Source organism: Pseudomonas sp. FBCC-B35, assembly GCF_059133755.1.
The window spans coordinates 4,708,840-4,726,915 of record NZ_CP101439.1 but is presented as its reverse complement, the minus strand read 5'-3'; the positions used below and the strand labels follow the sequence as shown (position 1 = coordinate 4,726,915).

General features: G+C 62.2%; 20 protein-coding genes. 6 read left to right on the top strand and 14 right to left on the bottom strand.

The window, feature by feature from the left end:
- Positions 1-82: 82 nt before the first annotated feature.
- Positions 83-772: a phosphate regulon transcriptional regulator PhoB gene (gene phoB / locus NMB38_RS21600; RefSeq protein ID WP_023532543.1), complete on the bottom strand. Its 690-nt coding sequence runs from the start codon at positions 770-772 to the stop codon at positions 83-85.
- 172 nt (positions 773-944) lie between these two features.
- Between phoB and NMB38_RS21595 the strand changes: the two genes are divergently transcribed.
- Positions 945-1,316 carry a COG4315 family predicted lipoprotein gene (locus NMB38_RS21595; RefSeq protein ID WP_028686783.1) on the top strand — a complete coding sequence of 124 codons (372 nt, stop codon included), beginning with the start codon at positions 945-947 and terminating at the stop codon, positions 1,314-1,316.
- 94 nt (positions 1,317-1,410) lie between these two features.
- Here the strand turns inward: NMB38_RS21595 and ubiA are convergent, their stop codons facing one another.
- Both ubiA and NMB38_RS21585 read right to left on the bottom strand, forming a co-directional pair.
- Entirely contained in the window at positions 1,411-2,301 is an 891-nt protein-coding gene (ubiA, locus tag NMB38_RS21590) for a 4-hydroxybenzoate octaprenyltransferase (RefSeq protein ID WP_028686782.1), read from the bottom strand.
- Entirely contained in the window at positions 2,301-2,858 is a 558-nt protein-coding gene (locus NMB38_RS21585) for a chorismate--pyruvate lyase family protein (protein WP_027913354.1), read from the bottom strand. The genes ubiA and NMB38_RS21585 overlap by 1 nt, the downstream gene beginning before the upstream one ends.
- A gap of 167 nt (positions 2,859-3,025) precedes the next feature.
- Here NMB38_RS21585 and NMB38_RS21580 point away from each other — a divergent pair, with 167 nt between their 5' ends.
- From NMB38_RS21580 to NMB38_RS21565, 4 genes are all read left to right on the top strand, one after another.
- Complete coding sequence (locus NMB38_RS21580) at positions 3,026-3,193, top strand: rubredoxin (RefSeq protein WP_023532601.1); 168 nt, start codon at positions 3,026-3,028, stop codon at positions 3,191-3,193.
- A gap of 14 nt (positions 3,194-3,207) precedes the next feature.
- Entirely contained in the window at positions 3,208-4,356 is a 1,149-nt protein-coding gene (locus NMB38_RS21575; protein ID WP_027913355.1) for an NAD(P)/FAD-dependent oxidoreductase, read from the top strand.
- Positions 4,357-4,545: 189 nt separating this feature from the next.
- Positions 4,546-4,845 (top strand): HU family DNA-binding protein, encoded by a 300-nt coding sequence (locus NMB38_RS21570; RefSeq protein WP_023532344.1) that lies wholly within the window; start codon positions 4,546-4,548, stop codon positions 4,843-4,845.
- Positions 4,846-4,991: 146 nt separating this feature from the next.
- Complete coding sequence (locus tag NMB38_RS21565) at positions 4,992-5,366, top strand: hypothetical protein (RefSeq protein ID WP_028686779.1); 375 nt, start codon at positions 4,992-4,994, stop codon at positions 5,364-5,366.
- Between the two features lie 32 nt (positions 5,367-5,398).
- Here NMB38_RS21565 and NMB38_RS21560 read toward each other — a convergent pair whose 3' ends face one another.
- The 6 genes from NMB38_RS21560 to exbB all read right to left on the bottom strand — a co-directional run bounded on the left by NMB38_RS21560 (position 5,399) and on the right by exbB (position 12,103).
- Positions 5,399-6,802, bottom strand: coding sequence for an aminoacyl-tRNA deacylase and HDOD domain-containing protein (locus tag NMB38_RS21560; protein ID WP_027913357.1), 1,404 nt, complete (start codon positions 6,800-6,802; stop codon positions 5,399-5,401).
- A 75-nt stretch (positions 6,803-6,877) separates the two neighbouring features.
- Positions 6,878-8,956: an ATP-dependent DNA helicase RecG gene (recG, locus tag NMB38_RS21555; protein ID WP_027913358.1), complete on the bottom strand. Its 2,079-nt coding sequence runs from the start codon at positions 8,954-8,956 to the stop codon at positions 6,878-6,880.
- A 3-nt stretch (positions 8,957-8,959) separates the two neighbouring features.
- On the bottom strand, positions 8,960-9,886 hold the full coding sequence (locus NMB38_RS21550; protein ID WP_023532770.1) for a hydrogen peroxide-inducible genes activator: 927 nt from the start codon (positions 9,884-9,886) through the stop codon (positions 8,960-8,962).
- A gap of 94 nt (positions 9,887-9,980) precedes the next feature.
- Positions 9,981-10,712, bottom strand: a complete 732-nt coding sequence (locus NMB38_RS21545; RefSeq protein WP_027913359.1) for an energy transducer TonB — start codon at positions 10,710-10,712, stop codon at positions 9,981-9,983.
- Complete coding sequence (gene exbD, locus NMB38_RS21540) at positions 10,709-11,137, bottom strand: TonB system transport protein ExbD (RefSeq protein WP_027913360.1); 429 nt, start codon at positions 11,135-11,137, stop codon at positions 10,709-10,711. Before exbD ends, NMB38_RS21545 begins: the two co-directional genes overlap by 4 nt.
- 3 nt (positions 11,138-11,140) lie before the next feature.
- A complete protein-coding gene (gene exbB / locus NMB38_RS21535; RefSeq protein ID WP_028686778.1) occupies positions 11,141-12,103 on the bottom strand; it encodes a tonB-system energizer ExbB in 963 nt (320 codons plus the stop codon).
- 165 nt (positions 12,104-12,268) lie between these two features.
- On the opposite strand from exbB, the gene NMB38_RS21530 reads away from it, so the two are divergent.
- Entirely contained in the window at positions 12,269-13,120 is an 852-nt protein-coding gene (locus tag NMB38_RS21530) for an SDR family oxidoreductase (protein WP_027913362.1), read from the top strand.
- Between the two features lie 60 nt (positions 13,121-13,180).
- Here the strand turns inward: NMB38_RS21530 and NMB38_RS21525 are convergent, their stop codons facing one another.
- The 5 genes from NMB38_RS21525 to NMB38_RS21505 form a co-directional block, all read right to left on the bottom strand.
- On the bottom strand, positions 13,181-13,912 hold the full coding sequence (locus NMB38_RS21525) for a hypothetical protein (protein WP_027913363.1): 732 nt from the start codon (positions 13,910-13,912) through the stop codon (positions 13,181-13,183).
- Between the two features lie 57 nt (positions 13,913-13,969).
- Positions 13,970-14,350, bottom strand: coding sequence for a RidA family protein (locus NMB38_RS21520; RefSeq protein WP_009684531.1), 381 nt, complete (start codon positions 14,348-14,350; stop codon positions 13,970-13,972).
- 23 nt (positions 14,351-14,373) lie between these two features.
- A complete protein-coding gene (spoT, locus tag NMB38_RS21515; RefSeq protein ID WP_027913364.1) occupies positions 14,374-16,482 on the bottom strand; it encodes a bifunctional GTP diphosphokinase/guanosine-3',5'-bis pyrophosphate 3'-pyrophosphohydrolase in 2,109 nt (702 codons plus the stop codon).
- A gap of 59 nt (positions 16,483-16,541) precedes the next feature.
- Positions 16,542-16,805, bottom strand: a complete 264-nt coding sequence (gene rpoZ, locus NMB38_RS21510) for a DNA-directed RNA polymerase subunit omega (protein ID WP_012312123.1) — start codon at positions 16,803-16,805, stop codon at positions 16,542-16,544.
- Positions 16,806-17,042: 237 nt separating this feature from the next.
- Entirely contained in the window at positions 17,043-17,915 is an 873-nt protein-coding gene (locus NMB38_RS21505; RefSeq protein WP_027913365.1) for a LysR family transcriptional regulator, read from the bottom strand.
- Positions 17,916-18,076: the final 161 nt, after the last annotated feature.

Here is an 18,076-nt window from a genome sequence, read left to right as displayed (position 1 = left end):
AAGTACGAACCTGCACGCAGAAGCGGATCGGTAGCGCGTTCACGTCCATTCGACGGCCTTGAGCCGAGAGCTGCGTTTCAGGTCAGACCTTGGTCGAAAAGCGGTAGCCTGTGCCGCGCACCGTTTGTACCAGATTTTCATAGGCCTCACCCAGCGCCTTTCGCAAGCGGCGAATGTGGACATCGACCGTGCGTTCCTCGACGTAGACATTGCCCCCCCAGACCTGGTCCAGCAACTGGCCGCGGGTATAGGCGCGTTCCTGGTGGGTCATGAAGAATTGCAGCAGGCGGTACTCGGTAGGCCCCATCTCGGCCGGCTTGCCATCGATGGTGACGCGATGGCTGATAGGGTCCAGCAGCAGTCCGCCGACCTCGATGGGGGTCTCGCCATCACTGGGGCCGGTGCGTCGCAGCACTGCCTTGAGGCGGGCCACCAGTTCACGCGGCGAAAACGGCTTGGTGATGTAGTCGTCCGCACCCACTTCCAGGCCTTGGATCTTGTTGTCTTCCTCGCCCTTGGCGGTAAGCATGATGATCGGAATGTCCCCGGTCAGCTCGTCGCGCTTCAGCCGCCGGGCCAGCTCGATGCCCGAGGTGCCGGGAAGCATCCAGTCCAGCAGGATCAGGTCCGGCTTACGGTCGACGATGATGGCATGGGCCTGTTGGGAGCTTTCTGCTTCCAGGCACTCATAACCTGCCATCTCCAGGGCCACGGCAATCATCTCGCGGATGGGCGCCTCGTCGTCGACGATCAGAATATTCCTGCCAGCCATGCTCAAAACCTCTCCTGGATTCGCTGTCTTGGCCCCGCATTAGATAACGGAATTATTGCAGCTGTGTGACAGGGTATTGGCGGTTCTCGCGACATTCAATGACTGGGCTAGGCTTCACAGGGCGGCGGTTGCGCCTGCAACCGAACCTTTTCCTCACGACACGGTGAATCCAATGACACGACATACGCTGAGCTGGATGGCCCTTTGCGCGGCCTTTTCGCTACCGGGCATCGCCTTGGCCGAGCCGGCCATGGAAAAGGAGGGCATGTGGGTGAATGACCAGGGCATGACGCTCTATACCTTCGACAAGGACACCGGTGGCAAGTCGATGTGCAACGGCGAGTGTGCCAGCAATTGGCCGCCCTTGATGGTCAAGGCCGAGGATCAGGCAGCCGAAGGCAAATGGACCGTGGTCATGCGCGATGACGGCAGCAAGCAATGGGCCTATGCCGGCAAGCCGCTGTATACCTTCGTCAAGGACAAGCAGGCGGGGGACAGGCACGGTGACGGGGTCAAGGACGTCTGGCACATTGCCAAACCCTGATGGGTTAGCCACACGGCCTCTCACCTGAACAGGTCGCCATGCGGTGTGGACCACGCGGACCTTGCTGAGGCGGTACCGCGCCTCAGCGCACCGCTCAACGCAGCGCGTAATCCAGTACCACGCCCATGAACACCAGCAACCCGGCCCAGTGGTTGTGCAGGAACGCCTTGAAGCATGCCTCTCGGTCCAGGCGGCGTGTGGACCAGAATTCCCAGACGAAACAGCACGCGGCGCCCAGCAGGCCCAGGTAGAACCAGCCGCCGAGGGCGAAGCTGCTGCCGGCCAGCATCAGGCAGCCCAGCGAAAGCCCCTGCAAGCTCAGGATGATCACCCGGTCAGCCTCGCCAAACAGGATGGCCGTGGACTTCACACCGATCTTCAGGTCATCGTCGCGATCGACCATGGCGTAGTAGGTATCGTAAGCCACCGTCCACAGCAGATTGGCGATGTACAGTAGCCAGGCGGCGGCCGGCAGCTCACCTCCGGCCGCGGTGAAGGCCATGGGAATGCCCCATGAATAGGCGGCGCCCAGCACCACTTGTGGGTAATAGGTGTAGCGCTTCATGAAGGGGTAGCAGAACGCGAGCGCGACCGCCGCGAACGAAAGCCAGACGGTTTCGCTGTTGGTGCACAGCACCAGCAGGAAACTCACGCCCACCAGGACGGCAAACAGCGTCAGCGCTTCGCGTGGGCGTACACGCCCACTGGCCAAAGGTCGATCGGCGGTGCGCTTGACGTGCCCATCCACTTTGCGGTCGGCAAAATCATTGATGCAGCAACCGGCGGCGCGCATGAGCACCACACCCAACCCGAAGATCAGCACATTGGCCAACGTCGGTGAACCCTGACCGGCAATCCACACCGCCGACAGGGTTGGCCAGAGCAGCAGATAAATGCCGATGGGCCTGTCCATACGGCTTAGCTGGACAAAGTCCCAGGCGCGCGGGTGAAGGCGGTTCAACGACTTGAGCAGTTGCACGTACATCAACGGGTATCCTCGCGTGCCGCCTGCCACAACGCCGGCAGAAATACTTCGGCGACAAGCAGGTCGAGTCCATCTCGGGAGAAGCGTGAACGGCGTCCCCACAGGCCTGGGCTTGCGACTTCAGCGGGCAGCCAGGTTTCGGGGTAATGGCATGCCTGCAAGGGGTGGCGGGTGAACGCTCGGTCGCAGAACAGCAGCTCGCCCAGCGAGCGACTGCCGAGCGACTCGAGGTCCAGGCCGCCACGTTCCAGCGCCACACGGCTGGCCACGCTGCGGGCAAATACCCACGGCTGGCCATGCCCGCGCAGGAACACCTCCCTGACCCAACCTTGGGCGCCGGGTGCGATACCAAGGGCCAGGCATTCATCCTCGCGCAGCGGCTGCCAGCCTTCGAACAGTGGCGTTACGCAGAAATCGTCGCCGGACAGTCGAGTCAGCCGACGTGTGAGCGAGCCCTCATCGAATAACCAGTCCAGCATGGAGGGGGCGAGGCTGGCCTGCACCTGTGGATACGCTAGCCACGCGACAGCGGCTGCGTGCGGGGTTGGGTACGACACGTCGGTCTGCTTGTTACAACCAAAGAGGCCGCGAGCTTAGCATGAATGCCCCGACTGCTTGCATACTGCCGGCAGGGCCGCTACAAAGCCTTTCGATTGCACCTTGGCCCGTGAAGAGGCCGCAAGTTCAAACCCAAGCCGAGCCTGAACCGAGGAAACCCGTTCCGATGAAAAAGTGGCAATGTATTGTCTGCGGTCTGATCTATGACGAAGCCGATGGCTGGCCGGATGATGGAATCGCACCCGGCACGCGTTGGGAAGACGTACCCGAAGACTGGCTCTGCCCGGACTGCGGGGTTGGCAAGAGCGACTTTGAAATGATCGCCATCGGTTGATCGAGGAAACCCCTATGACGCCTCCTATAGTCATCATCGGCACCGGGCTTGCGGGCTACAACCTCGCCCGGGAATTGCGCAAGTTTGATGCGCTCACACCCGTGCTGATGATCACTGCCGATGATGGGCGGTCCTATTCCAAGCCCATGCTTTCGACCGGCTTTGCCAAGCAGAAGGACGCCGAGGGGTTGTGCATGGCCGAGCCCGGCGCCATGGCCGAGCAATTGAACGTCGAGGTGCGCACGCATACGCGCATAACGGGTATCGACCCAGGCCACAAGCGCCTGTGGATCGGCGAGGAGGCAGTGCCCTATCGTGACCTCGTCCTGGCGCTGGGTGCACAGACCATCAGCGTGCCTGTCGAAGGGGATGCCAGCGACCTGATGTTCCCGATCAACGACCTTGAAGACTACGCGCGCCTGCGTGCTGCGGCTGACGGCAAGCAGCGGGTGTTGATCCTGGGCGCCGGTCTTATCGGCTGTGAGTTTGCCAACGACATGCGTCTTGGCGGCTTCGAGGTCGACGTGGTCGCGCCCTGCGAGCAGATCATGCCCACCCTGTTGCACCCGGCGGCGGCACAGGCGGTACAGGGCGGGCTGCAGGGTATCGGTATTCGTTTTCATCTCGGGCCCGTGCTGACGCGCTTGCAGCGCCAGGGTGACGGCGTGTGCGCACAGTTGTCCGACGGCCAGGTCATCGCATGCGATCTGGTCGTGTCGGCCGTAGGCCTGCGCCCCCGAACGGACCTGGCTGCCGCAGCGGGCCTGCAGACGGGGCGGGGTATCCGTGTGGACCGGTTTCTGCGTACCTCTCATGCCAATATCCACGCCTTGGGCGACTGCGCCGAGGTGGACGGCATCAACCTGCTGTACGTCATGCCGTTGATGAGTGGTGTTCGAGCACTGGCGCAGACGCTGACAGGCACCCCCACTGCCGTCAGCTATGGGCCCATGCCCATCACGGTCAAGACGCCTGCCTGTCCTCTGGTGGTTTCGCCACCACCGAATGGACAAGTCGGGACGTGGCAGGCGGAGGGGGAGGGCAATGACGTCAAGGCGCTCTGCCATGCAGCCGATGGCCAGCTGATCGGGTACGCCCTTACGGGCAATGCCGTGATGGAACGACTGACCCTCAATCGCCAGCTGCCACCGGTTATGGCGTAAATGGCGCCCGAACTGTCGTGTATGCCTTTTTTGCGCATGCATTATGGCCGTACCGATACTGGCGCGGTACTCAAGCGCGTGCCATTCTCACACTCGTCTGCTGCGGCTTAGAGCCTGTGGCGCCTTGAACGCTGCCCACGAGGCGGCACGGCATAACAACAAGAATCCCGTCAAAGAGGCTTCATCATCATGCGCAAACCAGAACTCGCCGCTGTCATCGCCGAGAAGACCGACCTGACCAAAGACCAGGCCAACCAGGTGCTGAACGCGATCCTCGAAAGCATTACCCAGGCTGTGAACAACGATACAGTGACGCTGGTGGGTTTCGGCACCTTCGAGAAGCGTCATCGTGGGGCGCGGACCGGTAAAAACCCGCAGACGGGTGAGCCCGTCAAGATCAAGGCAAGTAACACGGTAGCCTTCAAGCCAGGCAAGAATTTGCGCGACAGTATCAACGTGCCTGCCAAGCCTGCCAAAAAGACGAAATAACCCAGGCCTGTCAGCGTCATGACGATCGAACGGGCGCTGACAGCGCCCGTTGCCGTTGCATGCGAAAAAAGATTCGTTGAGCCCCTGCAAAGCATATAAAGCGGATAAACTGGCGCTCACAGTCACTTTTTATACGAGACGCTTGAATGAAGTTCCGCTTACTTCTCTGGGTCATGGGCCTGCTGATGGCCAGGGCAAGCCGAAACAATCCGGCTTTCCAGCAGCAGCTCAAGGGCAAGGATCTGGTATTCCAGATGCAGACCCTCGATGGCAGGATCGTCCGTCATTTCATCGTCGCCAACGAACGCATCCGTAGCAAAAGTGGCGCGTTCGCGCAGCCTGCCTTCGCCATCGCCTTCAAGGACGCTGCCTATGGCTTCACTACCTTGCAGGCGCGCAACAAGCAGCTGGCATTCATGCAGGGCATCCAGGACAAGGCGATCCAGATCAAGGGCAACCCGGCTTTGGTGATGTGGTTTCAGGGCCTGATGAAGTACCTGAAACCAAAAAAGAAGCATTGACCGCGCAGGGGCCGAGCTAGCGCCCCTGTCAGTCAGTGCGGCGCCGCGAACTGAGAGGCAAGCTCGCGCAGCAAGGCCTCGGCATCGAGTACCTTGTTCACGGCATCCTCGGCCTTGTCGCGGGAAAGCCCGAGCCGCTCAAGCAATGCATCGGGAATCTCCTCTTTCGGGCCCGAACCGATACCCCGTGAGCGAAGCAATCGGGTGGCGAGGAAAACCAGGTTGGGAAAGGCTGCATAATCGCCGTCGTAGGTGGGGTCATGCTGGAAGCGCAGCGCCGTGGACAACTCCTCGGGCATGTCCCACAGCTTCATCAGCCAGGCACCAATCTGCTCTCGGCTGATTCCCAACAGGTGGCGCTCCACATAGGTGTGGCATAGATGTGGGTTGACCTCCAGGTGCCGGCAGATCAGCGAAAAATGCGGCGGAAACACATGCGCCAGCAGCAAGTACCCGAAATTGTGCAGAAGGCCGGCAAGGTAGGTGAGCCCTGCCTCGGGTCGTTCGGCACGGGGCATTGCACGAGTGAGACCCTCGATGACAGCTGCCGTGTAGATAGAGTGCTGCCAGTAAGGCGTCGCTTGCTGAGGCTGGTCCTTGGGCAGGCTGAGCGTCTTGCCCATCGCCAGGCCCAAGGCCAGGTTGATCACCAGATCGAAACCCAGCACCCTGACAATCGCATCTTCGACCGAGCGTACCTTGCCGGGCGAGGCGTAATAGGGCGATGCCGCCCAGCTCACGACCTGCGCCGCCAGTGCCGGGTCGGTTTCCACCACGCCGGTGATATCGTCGATGCTGGCATTGGGGTCGACACGCAGCTTCATGATCTTCTGCGCGGTATCGGCCAGAGGCGGAATTTCAATGGTTTCTTCGAGCCGCTTCTGAATGCGTCGCGCAGTGAAGGCCTGAACTGCCTGGTTGATCTCGCGGGTGTCATCGTCCGGGCGGTCCAGGTTGAGGGTAATGGCCTGCACCTCCTGCCCGAAGGCACTGGCGCTGGCTTTGCTCAGCAGGCGTTTGAACGGGTCACGGTCGATGGCCAGCAGCAGGCCCTCTTGGCCTGACTGGATGAATACGGTCGCCGGTTCGAGCAGGCTTTTTTCGTACTGGCAAGGTGAGCTGGTCAGCGCCGGTATGCCCGGGAGAACCTTGAGATGGTGTTTTTCCAGCATTTGGCGCAAGCGGGGCACCGGCACAGCGGTGAGCGTGCGGCCGGTCAGCTCGGTAAGCCGGCTCAGGTCCAGCAGTTGGCTTTGCGGCAGCAGCACCATGAGTGCGCCCACCTCGTCGTCCAGTAGCACCGCCTGCACACAGGCCTGAGCCGGCGGGCGTGAATGTGCCAACACCTCACGGTAGGCGACGCCGAGCTTGTCGAGCAGCAACCGGATAACCGACGGTGTTTGTGGGGTTGCGGTGTCCAAGGCAGCTTGAGTCATGGTCCGTGTCCACTGATTCCTAAAAGCGAAGTATAACCAGCCTCGCCGGGAGGCTGGATCCATTGACCACTTGGGTCAGACTTGGCCGTACTGCTGCCCGTGACGCAGCCAGCGTTCAAGCAAGGGGCTGACATGTTCCGGCCAGCGGGCCACCAATGCCTGGGCTGCATCACGAACGGCCGGAAGCAGATCGGCATCGCGCATCAGGTCAGCGACCTTGAACTGCAGCAGGCCCGTCTGGCGCGTGCCGAGCATCTCGCCAGGGCCGCGCAGCTCCAGGTCCTTTTCCGCGATGATGAAGCCATCGTTGGTTTCGCGCATGATGCCCAGGCGTTCGCGGCCCACCTGTGACAAGGGCGGGTGATACAGCAGGACGCAGTGGCTGGCAGCGCTGCCACGGCCCACCCGCCCACGCAACTGGTGCAGCTGGGCCAACCCCAGGCGTTCCGGGTTTTCGATGATCATCAGGCTGGCGTTGGGCACATCGACGCCGACTTCGATCACGGTCGTGGCAACCAGCAGTTGCAGATCACCGGCTTTGAATTGGGCCATGATCTCGGCTTTTTCTGCCGGTTTCATGCGCCCGTGAATCAGCCCGACCCGCAACTCGCCCAGGGCGCTGCCAAGTTCCTCGTAAGTGCTCTCGGCGGCCTGGCAGGTCAACTCTTCAGACTCTTCGATGAGGGTACAGACCCAATAGGCCTGACGGCCTTCAGCGCAGGCAGCGCGTACCCGTTCGACCACTTCGAAGCGGCGGCTGTCGGCCACCAGCACCGTGTTGACCGGTGTACGCCCGGGAGGCAATTCGTCCAGCACGGACGTATCCAGGTCAGCATAGGCGCTCATGGCCAACGTACGCGGAATGGGCGTCGCCGTCATGATCAGCTGATGCGGACACAACTCGCCATTCACACCCTTTTTGCGCAAGGCCAGGCGCTGCTGGACGCCAAAACGGTGCTGCTCGTCGATGATGGCCAGGGCGAGGTGCTTGAACTTGACCTCTTCCTGGAACAGGGCATGGGTACCCACCACCATTGGCGCACCGACGGCGATCTGCTCCAGTGCACTGGCCCGGGCCTTGCCCTTGAGCTTGCCAGCGAGCCAGGCGACTTCGATGCCCAGTGGCTCCAGCCAGCGCTTGAAGGTGATGTAGTGCTGCTCGGCAAGAATCTCGGTAGGCGCCATCAGCGCAACCTGGTAACCCGCCTCCAACGCCTGAAGGGCTGCCAGTGCCGCAACCACGGTCTTGCCGGCCCCCACATCACCTTGAACCAGGCGCAGCATGGGTTCGTGCTGGCTGAGGTCGTAGGCAATTTCATTGGCGACCCGCTGCTGCGCCCCGGTAGGCTTGAAGCCGAGATTGGCCAGGTACTCGTCCTGCAGGCGCGAGGGCTTGGGCAGCACCGGCGCGCGCAGGCTGCGCAGGCTTTCGCGCAGTCGCTGCTGCGACAGCTGGTGGGTCAACAGTTCTTCGAATGCCAGGCGGTGCTGGGCCCAGTGGTGGCCTTCGGCAAGCTCATCGAGGTCGGCGTCAGCCGGCGGGTTGTGCAAGTAACGTATGGCATCGTCCAGCGGGGCCAGCTGATAATCGCGTGCAAGCTCCTCGGGTAGCCAGTCCGGCAAGCTGCGCGGCCCGAGCAGGGCGAGGCTCTGTTGGCAGAGCAGGCGCAGCCGTTGCTGGGTGAGCCCCTCGGTGGACGGGTAAATCGGGGTAAGCGTCTGTTCGACCGGCGGCGGCGGTTCGTCGCCGTTCAGTGCACGGTATTCCGGGTGATAGATCTCCAGGCCCGACGCGCCCGGCCGGGCTTCGCCGTAGCAACGCAGGTGGGTGCCGCGTTTGAGCCCTTCCTTCTGTGCGTTGCTGAAATGGTAGAAGCGCAGGCTCAGCACGCCGCTCCCGTCGCCGAGACGAACGACGAGGCTACGTCGCTTGCCCATGGTCACGTCCGCGCCGCTGACCACGCCCTCGATCACCGCATCCTGCCCCGGCCGGAGTTGCCCGATCGGCACCACGCGGGTGCGGTCCTGGTAGCGCAAGGGCAGGTGGAACAACACATCCTGCAGGTTCTCCAGGCCCACCTTGGCAAGCTTCTGCGCCATGGCGTCTCCGACACCCTTGAGTACCGTGACCGGTACCTTCGACAACTCACTCATGGCTCAGGCAGTTTGCTCAGTGGGCGTTTTGGCGACCGAGCACAGGCGGATCGAGTCGGCAAGAATCTCGATGGCTTTGGGCCGCGGGAAACTGGCGCGCCACGCGATCGCCACGGTACGAAATGGCGCTGGTGCAGTCAGCGGGCGCACCTCGATCACGCCCGGTGCATAGTGATGGCTGTGCACGGCCGACAGCGGCAGAATAGAGACCCCCAGCCCAGAGGCCACCATGTGGCGAATGGTTTCCAGCGAACTGGATTCGACCGTGGTGTGGCGTGCGCCTTCACCGCCCTTGTTCAAGGTGGGGCACGCCTCCAGCACCTGGTCGCGGAAGCAGTGACCCTCGCCCAGCAGCAACAGGCTCTTGTCGTTGAGCGATGCCGCATCGATGGTTTTCTTCGCCGTCCATGGGTGGTCGGCTGGCATCAGTGCGCAGAAAGGCTCGTCGTAGAGCGGCAGGGTCAGCACGTCGGCCTCGTTGAAGGGGAGGGCGACGATCACCGCATCCAGTTCACCGTTACGCAGCTTCTCACGCAGCACATGGGTGAAATTTTCCTCGATGTACAACGGCATCTGCGGTGCCACGCGGTGCAGCTGTGGGATCAGGTGAGGAAAGAGGTAAGGGCCGACCGTGTAGATCGCGCCCACCTTGAGCGGAGCGGTCAATTGGTTTTTGCCGGCCTGGGCCAGCTCGCGGATGCCCTGAGCCTGTTCGAGGACTTTCTGAGCCTGGGCCACGATGCCTTCGCCAACCGGCGTGAGGCGCACCGCGCTCTTGCTGCGCTCGAAGATCAGTACGCCGAGCTCATCCTCGAGCTTCTTCACACCCACCGAAAGGGTAGGCTGGCTCACGTGGCAACGCTCGGCTGCATGGCCGAAGTGCTGTTCCTGGGCGAGTGTGACGATGTAACGGAGTTCTGTGAGGGTCATAACGTGCGTCCATGAAGTTGCGAGCCCAGCATAGCGGCTGCAATCGATAGACGCACGTTATCAGACTTGCCGATTTGTGACAGAAACAAAAGCGTCAGCGGCGGTCCAGTGAGTACACGAACGGCGCGACGACTTCGATCGTCCCGTTGTTCAGCAGCTCAGCCGGCGGTTTGGGCACCTTGCCCGCTCGCCGAATCATTTCCATGGTCGCCCGGTCCAGTGACGCGCTACCCGACCCCCCGGCCAGTGAATACGACACGACCTTGCCCTCGGCATCGACCACGAAGCGCAGGCGATTGATGCCCTGCAAGCCTCTGCGGCGCGCGTCTTCCGGGTATCGCTTGTACTTCGCCAGGTGGCGCAGCAGGTCACTCTGCCAGGTCGGCAGTGCGGTGCTGTTGGATGCGACGCTCGGTGCCGGTGCTGCGGATTTCTGCGGCGGCGTATTGCTGGGTGGTGCGTCTACCGTTTCCTTGGTAGGCGGCGCTTCCTTCGGCGGCTCAGGCTTTTTCTCAGGCTTGGGCGGCTGTGGCTTGGCCTTCGGCTTGGGCGGCTTGGGAATGGCGATTTTGGGTTTAGGGGCTTCCACTACCTTCGGCAGCGGGGGTTCTTCGACCGGCGCCGGTGGTTGGGGAACTGCTTTGGGAGGAGGTGGTGGCGCAGGCTCCGGCAGTGGTGCCAGCTCGACCATCATGGCTGCCGGGGGCAGCTCGATGGCCTGGGGCACCGACCAGTTGAGCATGAGCAGCACAGCGACGGCATGGACACCCAGCACGAGCGCCAGGCTGCCGCTGTAACGCGCCAGATTGTGCCGCGTCTTCGTCATTTCTTGGCTGCCGTCTCAAGACCTACCAGACCGACTTTGAGGTAGCCGGCCGCGCGCATGTTGTTCATCACTTCCATCAGGTCACCGTAATCCACGCCTTTGTCGGCCTGGAAGAAAATGGTGGTGTCCTTGTCACCCTTGGTCTTGGCGTCCAGCATCGGGCCAAGGCGCTCGGGCGCCGGAACCGGGTCATCACCGACATAGAGCTTCTGGTCGGCCTTGACGCTGACGAAGACAGGCTTCTCGGGCCTGGGCGCCGGCTTGGCCGTCGAGGCAGGCAGGTCGACCTTGATGTCGACCGTGGCAAGGGGCGCTGCGACCATGAAGATGATCAGCAGTACCAACATCACGTCGATGAACGGCGTCACGTTGATTTCGTGGTTTTCGGCGAGGTCGTCGCCACCTTCGTTCAGATGCAGGCCCATGGCTTACCCCACTTTCACCATGTGCGGGGCGGCGCGATCGCTGCCCTGATGGTCCAGGTCACGGCTGACCAGCAGCAGTACCTGGGCCGACGCGTCGGACACCTGCGCCTTGTAGCCGGCGATAGAGCGGGCGAAGACGTTGTAGATGACCACGGCGGGGATGGCGGCAACCAGGCCCAGTGCAGTGGCCAGCAGCGCTTCTGCAATACCCGGGGCGACCACGGCGAGGTTGGTGGTCTGGGTCTTGGCGATGCCGATGAAGCTGTTCATGATGCCCCACACGGTGCCGAACAGGCCCACGAAGGGCGCAGTGGAGCCGATGGTGGCCAGCACGCCCGTGCCGCTGCTCATGTTACGTCCGCTGGCGTGGACCAGTCGTTCCAGACGGAAGCTCACGCGCTCCTTGATGCCTTCCTTTTCACGGGCATTGGCCGACAGGCGCATTTCCTCGAGCGCATCGTGAACCAGGGTGTGGGCCAGGGTGCCTTCCTTGTTGGAGACTTCGCTGGCTTCCTTGAGGCTGGCCGATTTCTTCAGGCGGGCGATTTCCCCGCGCAGGCGGCGCTTGGCACCCATCAATTCGAAGCCTTTGGCGATCCAGATGGTCCAAGTAATGATCGAGGCGATGGCCAGGCCGATCATGACGGCCTTGACCACGACATCGGCGTTTTTGTACATGCCCCAGGGCGACAGGTCATGGGCCATGCCGAGCGAGGTATCTTCCACCAGGGCTTGCACGTTAGGGTCTGCAGCAACAGGAGCCGGTGCGACGGTACCCGGTGCCGCTTCGCCGGCCGGAGCGCTAGCGGGCGCTGCAGCGCTGGCCGCCGGCGCCGTTACCGGAGCGGTGGCATTGGGCTCATCGGCCATGGCGACCGGGGCCAGCGCCAGGCTGAGAATCAGCGCAGCGGTGGCGCGCCAGGCGCGCGATGGGGTTGGCGAAGCGAAAGGTTGGGTACGTGTCATGCTGGCCGGACCTGATGAAGATGATGGGTGAGCGTTCTTCAAGGCCTCGAGGCAGGCCGAGAACAATTTGGCCGCCATTATTGCAAGTAATTCTTGTTAACAAAAGTAATATTGTTGCTTTTTCTCCTGCAGGCGGGCTGAGTAATCGGCCCTAGAGGGCTTCAGATGTCTGACTTGAGTGTGTTGATCGTAGGATGTGGTGACGTCGGTAGTCGCCTCGCGCGACAAATGCTAGCGCGTGGTTGGCAGGTCAGCGGTTTGCGCCGTTCGGTGGCGCAGTTGCCTGAAGGTGTAGTGCCGATCGCGGCTGATCTGTCGGACCCGACCATTCCAGCCGCCTGGCCTGAGCAGGCACCTGACTACCTGGTGTATTGCGTGGCTGCCAGCCAGCATGACGAGGCAGGTTATGAGGCGGCGTATGTCCAGGGGTTGCGTCATGTGCAGCGCTGGCTGGCCGAGCGAGGGCAACGACCACGACGCCTTTTGTTCGTATCCAGCAGCAGCGTATTTGGGCAAAAGGGGGGCGAGTGGGTTGATGAGCAATCGGCCACCGAACCTGACGGCTACTCGGGGCGCATCATGCTCGAGGCTGAAAGGCTGGCGTTATCCGGTGCTGTCCCAGCCAGCGTGGTTCGCCTGACCGGCATCTATGGCCCAGGCCGCGAGTGGCTGTTGCGTCAGGTGCGTCAGGGTTATCGCGTCGCCGAGCAACCGCCTTTGTATGGCAACCGCATTCATGTAGACGATGCTGCCAGTCTGCTGGCATTCCTGCTGCAATGCGACAGCGAAGGCAAGGCGCTGGACGATTGCTACATCGGCGTGGACGACAGCCCGGCGCCACTGGCCGACGTCGTAACTTGGCTGCGTCATCAGTTGGGGGTCACGCAGTGGTCCGATGAGGAGCGAGTGCGTCGCACGGGCAGCAAGCGCTGCAGCAACGCCCGCGCACGGGGGCTAGGCTGGTCGCCGCAGTACCCCAGCTACAAGGAAGGCTACGGGGCAATCCTTGGGCAGTGATCGCCTGGCTGACGCTCAGGTAGCCTGCGTGCTACCTGAGCGCTGACTGGACGGGTAGGGTCAGTTGTGTTGCAGGAGCCACTGACGCTTGCCGGCGGCCAGCATCGGCATTTCATCCGGCTGGGCGCGGTTTACCGCCTGGAAGATTTCCAGCTGGTTGCCATTGCGCTTGATGATGAATGGCGCCCCGCGCTGGTTGCGCTCCAGCCATAGGCTGTCATTGCTGCCGCCCATCGTTGCGCAATCACCGGCCAGGCACAGGGCAAAGCGATCCGGACCAGGTAGGCCGGTGACGTTGCCGCTGTCGCTGAACGTCACGTTGGCACCCTTGCCTGGGCCCTCCATGATCGTCCAGGCGCCGCCGAGCCAGGCCTGATACAGCGCCTGCTCGAAGCTGCTTCCCAATGGCGCATTGTTGCCACTGGGCGTCTTGGCGCGCTCGAAGCGCTGTTTGGCGCCCTGCTGGTCGACCGTTTGCAGTTCGTCGCCGTCCAGCGACAATTGCTCGGTGGCACCGCCTTCGAAGGTGGCCAGCCACTGCTTGTCATTGGCGCTGAGCTGACCGTCCGAGGCCTCGAACCCATTGCTGTAGCTGGCGCGCTGGGTGGCAACATCGAGCTTCCACTCGAACACCGGGCCATGCTCGTTCAGGGCCTGGCGAAGGTTGCCTTGCTTGACGGCCGCAGTGATGGCGTCCTGATTGATCCAGGTGCCGTTGAAGTCTTCAGGTTTGTGGCTGGCGCAGCCGCCCAGAACCAGGGCTGCCAGCGTGAGAGGCAAAGCTATGCGCATGACGGGAACCTTTCAGGAGAGAGAGGGCGGCGAGGGCAATGCTCGCCGCCTGGGGCATCACTCGATGACGAGGATGGCGTCCATCTCGACCTGCGCGCCTTTTGGCAGCGCGGCTACGCCAATGGCGGCGCGAGCGGGATAAGGCTGCTCGAAGTAGCGACCCATTACCTCGTTGACCTTGGCGAAATGGCTCAAGTCGGTCAGGAAGATGTTCAGCTTGACGATGTCCTTGAACGAACCGCCTGCTGCTTCGGCCACAGCCTTGAGGTTCTCGAACACCTGGACGGTCTGGGCCTCGAAGCCTTCGACCAGTTCCATGGTCTTGGGGTCCAGCGGGATCTGGCCAGACATGTACACGGTGTTACCGGCCTTGATCGCCTGCGAGTAGGTGCCGATGGCGGCAGGGGCCTTGTCGCTGTTGATGACGGTCTTGCTCATGATGACTCCTTGCGGTTGGCGGACTACGTACGCATGCGGGTGATGCGAACTACACCAGTCAGGGTACGCAGCTTCTTGATCACACGCGCCAGGTGCACGCGGTCGTGCACGCTGACCACCAGTTGGACCACGCTGATACGGCCGTCGCGTTCGTCCATGCTGATCTTCTCGATGTTGCCATCGGCCGCGTTGACGCTGCTGGCCAGCAAGGCGATCAGGCCGCGCTGGTGCTCCAGCTCTACGCGCAATTCGACGTTGAATTCGCCAGTGATGTCCTTGGCCCAGGAAAGCTGGACGCATTTCTCGGGATTGTGACGAATTTCACTGATGTTTCGGCAGTTCTCAAGGTGCACGACCATACCCTTGCCCGCCGAAAGGTGGCCCACGATCGGGTCGCCCGGAATCGGCGTACAACACTTGGCATAGCTGAGCACCAGGCCTTCGGTGCCGCGAATCGCCAGCGGGCCTTCAGGGGCCGGCAGTTGCTCGCCTTCTGCAGACAGCAGGCGGCGAGCGACCACGTAGGCCATGCGGTTGCCCAGCCCGATGTCTTCGAGCAGGTCTTCGATCAACTCCAGGCGGTATTCGCTGAGGATGGCCTGCACGCGCTCGCGCGGAATCTGTTCCAGCGCGCTGTCGAAACCGGTCAGCACCTTGTTGAGCAGCCGCTCGCCCAGGCTGATGGATTCGGAGCGGCGCTGCTGCTTGAGCGCATGGCGAATATGTGTGCGCGCTTTGCCGGTGACCACGAAATTGAGCCAGGCCGGATTGGGTCGGGCCCCTGGTGCGCTGACGATCTCTACCGTCGAGCCACTCTGCAACGGCTCGGAGAGCGGTGCCAGGCGCCGGTTGATACGGCAAGCGATGCAGCTGTTGCCGACGTCGGTGTGCACCGCGTAGGCGAAGTCCACGGCAGTGGAGCCCTTGGGCAGCTCCATGATGCGGCCTTTGGGCGTGAAAACGTAAACCTCGTCCGGGAACAGGTCGATCTTGACGCTCTCGATGAACTCCAGCGAGTTGCCTGCACGCTGCTGCAATTCAAGAATGCCTTTGACCCACTGCCTGGCACGGGCATGGTTGCCCTTGGGCTGCTCATCCCCATTGGCCTTGTACAGCCAGTGCGCAGCGATACCGTTGTTGGCCATCTCTTCCATTTCGCGCGTACGGATCTGGATTTCGATGGGCACGCCGTGCATGCCGAACAAGGTGGTGTGCAACGACTGGTAGCCGTTGGCCTTGGGAATGGCGATGTAGTCCTTGAACCGCCCTGGCAACGGCTTGTACAGGTTGTGCACGGCACCGAGGACGCGGTAGCAGGTATCGACCTTGTCGACGATGATGCGGAAGGCATACACGTCCATGATCTCGTTGAAGGCGCGACGCTTGCCGCGCATCTTCTTGTAGATGCCATAGAGGTGTTTTTGTCGACCACTGATCTCGCCTTCGATACCGTCGGCAGCCAGGCAGTTGGCCAGCGACTGCTCGATCTTGGCGACGATTTCCTTGCGGTTGCCCCGTGCACTCTTGACGGCGCGATGGATCAGCGACGAGCGCATCGGGTGCATGGCCTTGAAGCCAAGGTCTTCGAACTCGACGCGTACCGTGTGCATCCCCAGGCGGTTGGCGATGGGGGCGTAGATCTCGAGGGTTTCCTTGGCGATCCGGCGCCGTTTCTCGCCGGACAGCACTTCCAGGGTGCGCATGTTGTGCAGGCGGTCGGCCAGCTTGACCAGGATCACGCGAATGTCGCGTGCCATGGCCATGGCCATCTTCTGGAAGTTCTCGGCTTGCGCCTCGGCCTTGGTTTCGAAGTTCATCTGGGTCAGCTTGCTGACCCCGTCCACCAGCTCGGCAACCGTCTCGCCAAATTGCTGGCTGAGGGCTTCCTTGGCAATACCAGTGTCTTCGATCACGTCATGGAGCATGGCCGCCATCAGGCTTTGATGGTCCATGTGCATGTCGGCAAGGATGCTGGCCACGGCCAGCGGGTGCGTCACGTAGGGCTCACCGCTGCGACGACGTTGCCCATCGTGCGCCTGTTCGGCGTAGAAGTAGGCGCGCCGTACCAGGTTGACCTGTTCGGGGCCTAGGTAAGTCGACAGCCGTTCGGCCAAGGCCTCTATACCCGGCATGGCTTAGCCTCCTGCCGAGATAGGGGGCCTTGCGCCTCGCGACGTCGACCGGGCATCAATCAGACAGCCTCGTTCGACTCGTCCTCGAACGCGGCAAAGACCGGATCCTCGGTGACAATTTCTTCAGCGGCGATGAATTCGTTGGTCACGATGCCTTCGGCGATTTCGCGCAGGGCGACGACGGTAGGCTTGTCGTTTTCCCATGCAACGCGTGGCTCTTTACCGCCGGTCGCCAGCTGGCGAGCGCGCTTGGTCGAGAGCATGACCAGCTCAAAACGGTTATCCACGTGTTCCAGGCAGTCTTCAACAGTTACGCGGGCCATGGTCTTCCTCAGTAGCAAATGCGGTAGGCGTGCAGCCCATTAGTGGGCAGGCGGACTCGATAGTATAAAAATTCACCAGCCAATAGGGAAGCGCTGTTTTGTCGAGCGTCGCCGTGCGGTGCGGTGCGAATCATTCAGGTACTTCGATGCATGTCCGCGTTTGCCAGGCCTGATCATACCGCTGGAACGCAGTGCAAGGACCGCCATAGACGCCTTGCAATGGCCCTGACAATAACCTCAGAGCATTGCGTCACGCAACCGTGGGGTGAGCTCCTCGAAGAGGGTCTGCACCGAGCGCAGCGCGCGGCAGTCCGGTCGGGTCAAGAGCCACAACTGGGTGTCGCAACCCGGCAACGGCCCGCTGAGTGCATCGACCCCTGGCAGGCTATGCACCATGTAGTCCGGCAGCGCTGCCACGCCCAGGCCAGCGGTGACCAGTTGGGCAATGGTGGACATACCGCTGCACTGGTAGCGCGGGCTCAGGCCAGGGTGTTGCTGGTTGCGCCAGACCACCGTCGGATGGTCCTGCATGGCGTCATCCGGCGCGATCCATGGCACCGCGCTGGCGCTTTCACCGAGGCGGTCGCGCCAATGGGGTTGGCCGCATATCACATAGGAAGTCGAACCCAGGTTGCGCCCCACCAGGTGCTCGGGCGGCGTGTTGGTCAGGCGCAGGGCGATGTCTGCGTCTCGCCGGCTGAGGTTGGCGAACACATTGGAGGTGCCCATCTCCAGCGACAGCGCGGGGTAATTCTGCATGAAGTCGGCCAGTGCAGGCAGCAGCAGGCTGTGCATGACGGCCTCCGTGCAGGTCAGCCGCACGGTACCACTGACGACCTGTTCACCGCTGGTCATGGCAATGCGCGCCGCCTCGAGTGCCTGTTCTGCGCGCTCGGCCTGCTCGGCCAGGGCCTGTGCAGTGTCGGTGGGCAAGTAGCCTTTGCGGCTCTTGACGAACAGGGCCGTGCCCAGCGCTGATTCCAGGCGACGTATCGACCGGAAAACGGTCGACACGTCCACCTTGAGCAACTCGGCCGCCTTGGCCAGAGAGCGCCCGCGTTCCAACGCCAGGACCAGCGAAAGGTCGGCATGGGTAATTTGATATTGCATCGGTGCACGCTCTCGTTGCCGAATTGCCAATGTCTGTTGCGTCAGGGCCATTTTATAGTGAAACGACCCCCGGGAATCAATGCGCCCGCTGCGGTTACCGATCCCCACGATGGGAAAGTGAAAACAACAACAGCTGCAACCATCGTCGCCTACCAGGCGCC

Excerpts from the sequence above, each read along its gene's own strand:
- ubiA (WP_028686782.1), bottom strand. The coding sequence starts at position 2,301 with ATGTACGTGCAACTGCTCAAGTCGTTGAACCGCCTTCACCCGCGCGCC.
- NMB38_RS21570 (WP_023532344.1), top strand. The coding sequence starts at position 4,546 with ATGCGCAAACCAGAACTCGCCGCTGTCATCGCCGAGAAGACCGACCTG.
- NMB38_RS21505 (WP_027913365.1), bottom strand. The coding sequence starts at position 17,915 with ATGCAATATCAAATTACCCATGCCGACCTTTCGCTGGTCCTGGCGTTG.
- recG (WP_027913358.1), bottom strand. The coding sequence starts at position 8,956 with ATGAGTGAGTTGTCGAAGGTACCGGTCACGGTACTCAAGGGTGTCGGA.
- NMB38_RS21520 (WP_009684531.1), bottom strand. The coding sequence starts at position 14,350 with ATGAGCAAGACCGTCATCAACAGCGACAAGGCCCCTGCCGCCATCGGC.
- NMB38_RS21550 (WP_023532770.1), bottom strand. The coding sequence starts at position 9,886 with ATGACCCTCACAGAACTCCGTTACATCGTCACACTCGCCCAGGAACAG.
- NMB38_RS21545 (WP_027913359.1), bottom strand. The coding sequence starts at position 10,712 with ATGACGAAGACGCGGCACAATCTGGCGCGTTACAGCGGCAGCCTGGCG.
- exbB (WP_028686778.1), bottom strand. The coding sequence starts at position 12,103 with ATGACACGTACCCAACCTTTCGCTTCGCCAACCCCATCGCGCGCCTGG.
- NMB38_RS21560 (WP_027913357.1), bottom strand. The coding sequence starts at position 6,802 with ATGACTCAAGCTGCCTTGGACACCGCAACCCCACAAACACCGTCGGTT.
- NMB38_RS21565 (WP_028686779.1), top strand. The coding sequence starts at position 4,992 with ATGAAGTTCCGCTTACTTCTCTGGGTCATGGGCCTGCTGATGGCCAGG.
- NMB38_RS21595 (WP_028686783.1), top strand. The coding sequence starts at position 945 with ATGACACGACATACGCTGAGCTGGATGGCCCTTTGCGCGGCCTTTTCG.
- NMB38_RS21575 (WP_027913355.1), top strand. The coding sequence starts at position 3,208 with ATGACGCCTCCTATAGTCATCATCGGCACCGGGCTTGCGGGCTACAAC.
- rpoZ (WP_012312123.1), bottom strand. The coding sequence starts at position 16,805 with ATGGCCCGCGTAACTGTTGAAGACTGCCTGGAACACGTGGATAACCGT.
- NMB38_RS21530 (WP_027913362.1), top strand. The coding sequence starts at position 12,269 with ATGTCTGACTTGAGTGTGTTGATCGTAGGATGTGGTGACGTCGGTAGT.
- NMB38_RS21525 (WP_027913363.1), bottom strand. The coding sequence starts at position 13,912 with ATGCGCATAGCTTTGCCTCTCACGCTGGCAGCCCTGGTTCTGGGCGGC.
- NMB38_RS21580 (WP_023532601.1), top strand. The coding sequence starts at position 3,026 with ATGAAAAAGTGGCAATGTATTGTCTGCGGTCTGATCTATGACGAAGCC.
- phoB (WP_023532543.1), bottom strand. The coding sequence starts at position 772 with ATGGCTGGCAGGAATATTCTGATCGTCGACGACGAGGCGCCCATCCGC.
- spoT (WP_027913364.1), bottom strand. The coding sequence starts at position 16,482 with ATGCCGGGTATAGAGGCCTTGGCCGAACGGCTGTCGACTTACCTAGGC.
- exbD (WP_027913360.1), bottom strand. The coding sequence starts at position 11,137 with ATGGGCCTGCATCTGAACGAAGGTGGCGACGACCTCGCCGAAAACCAC.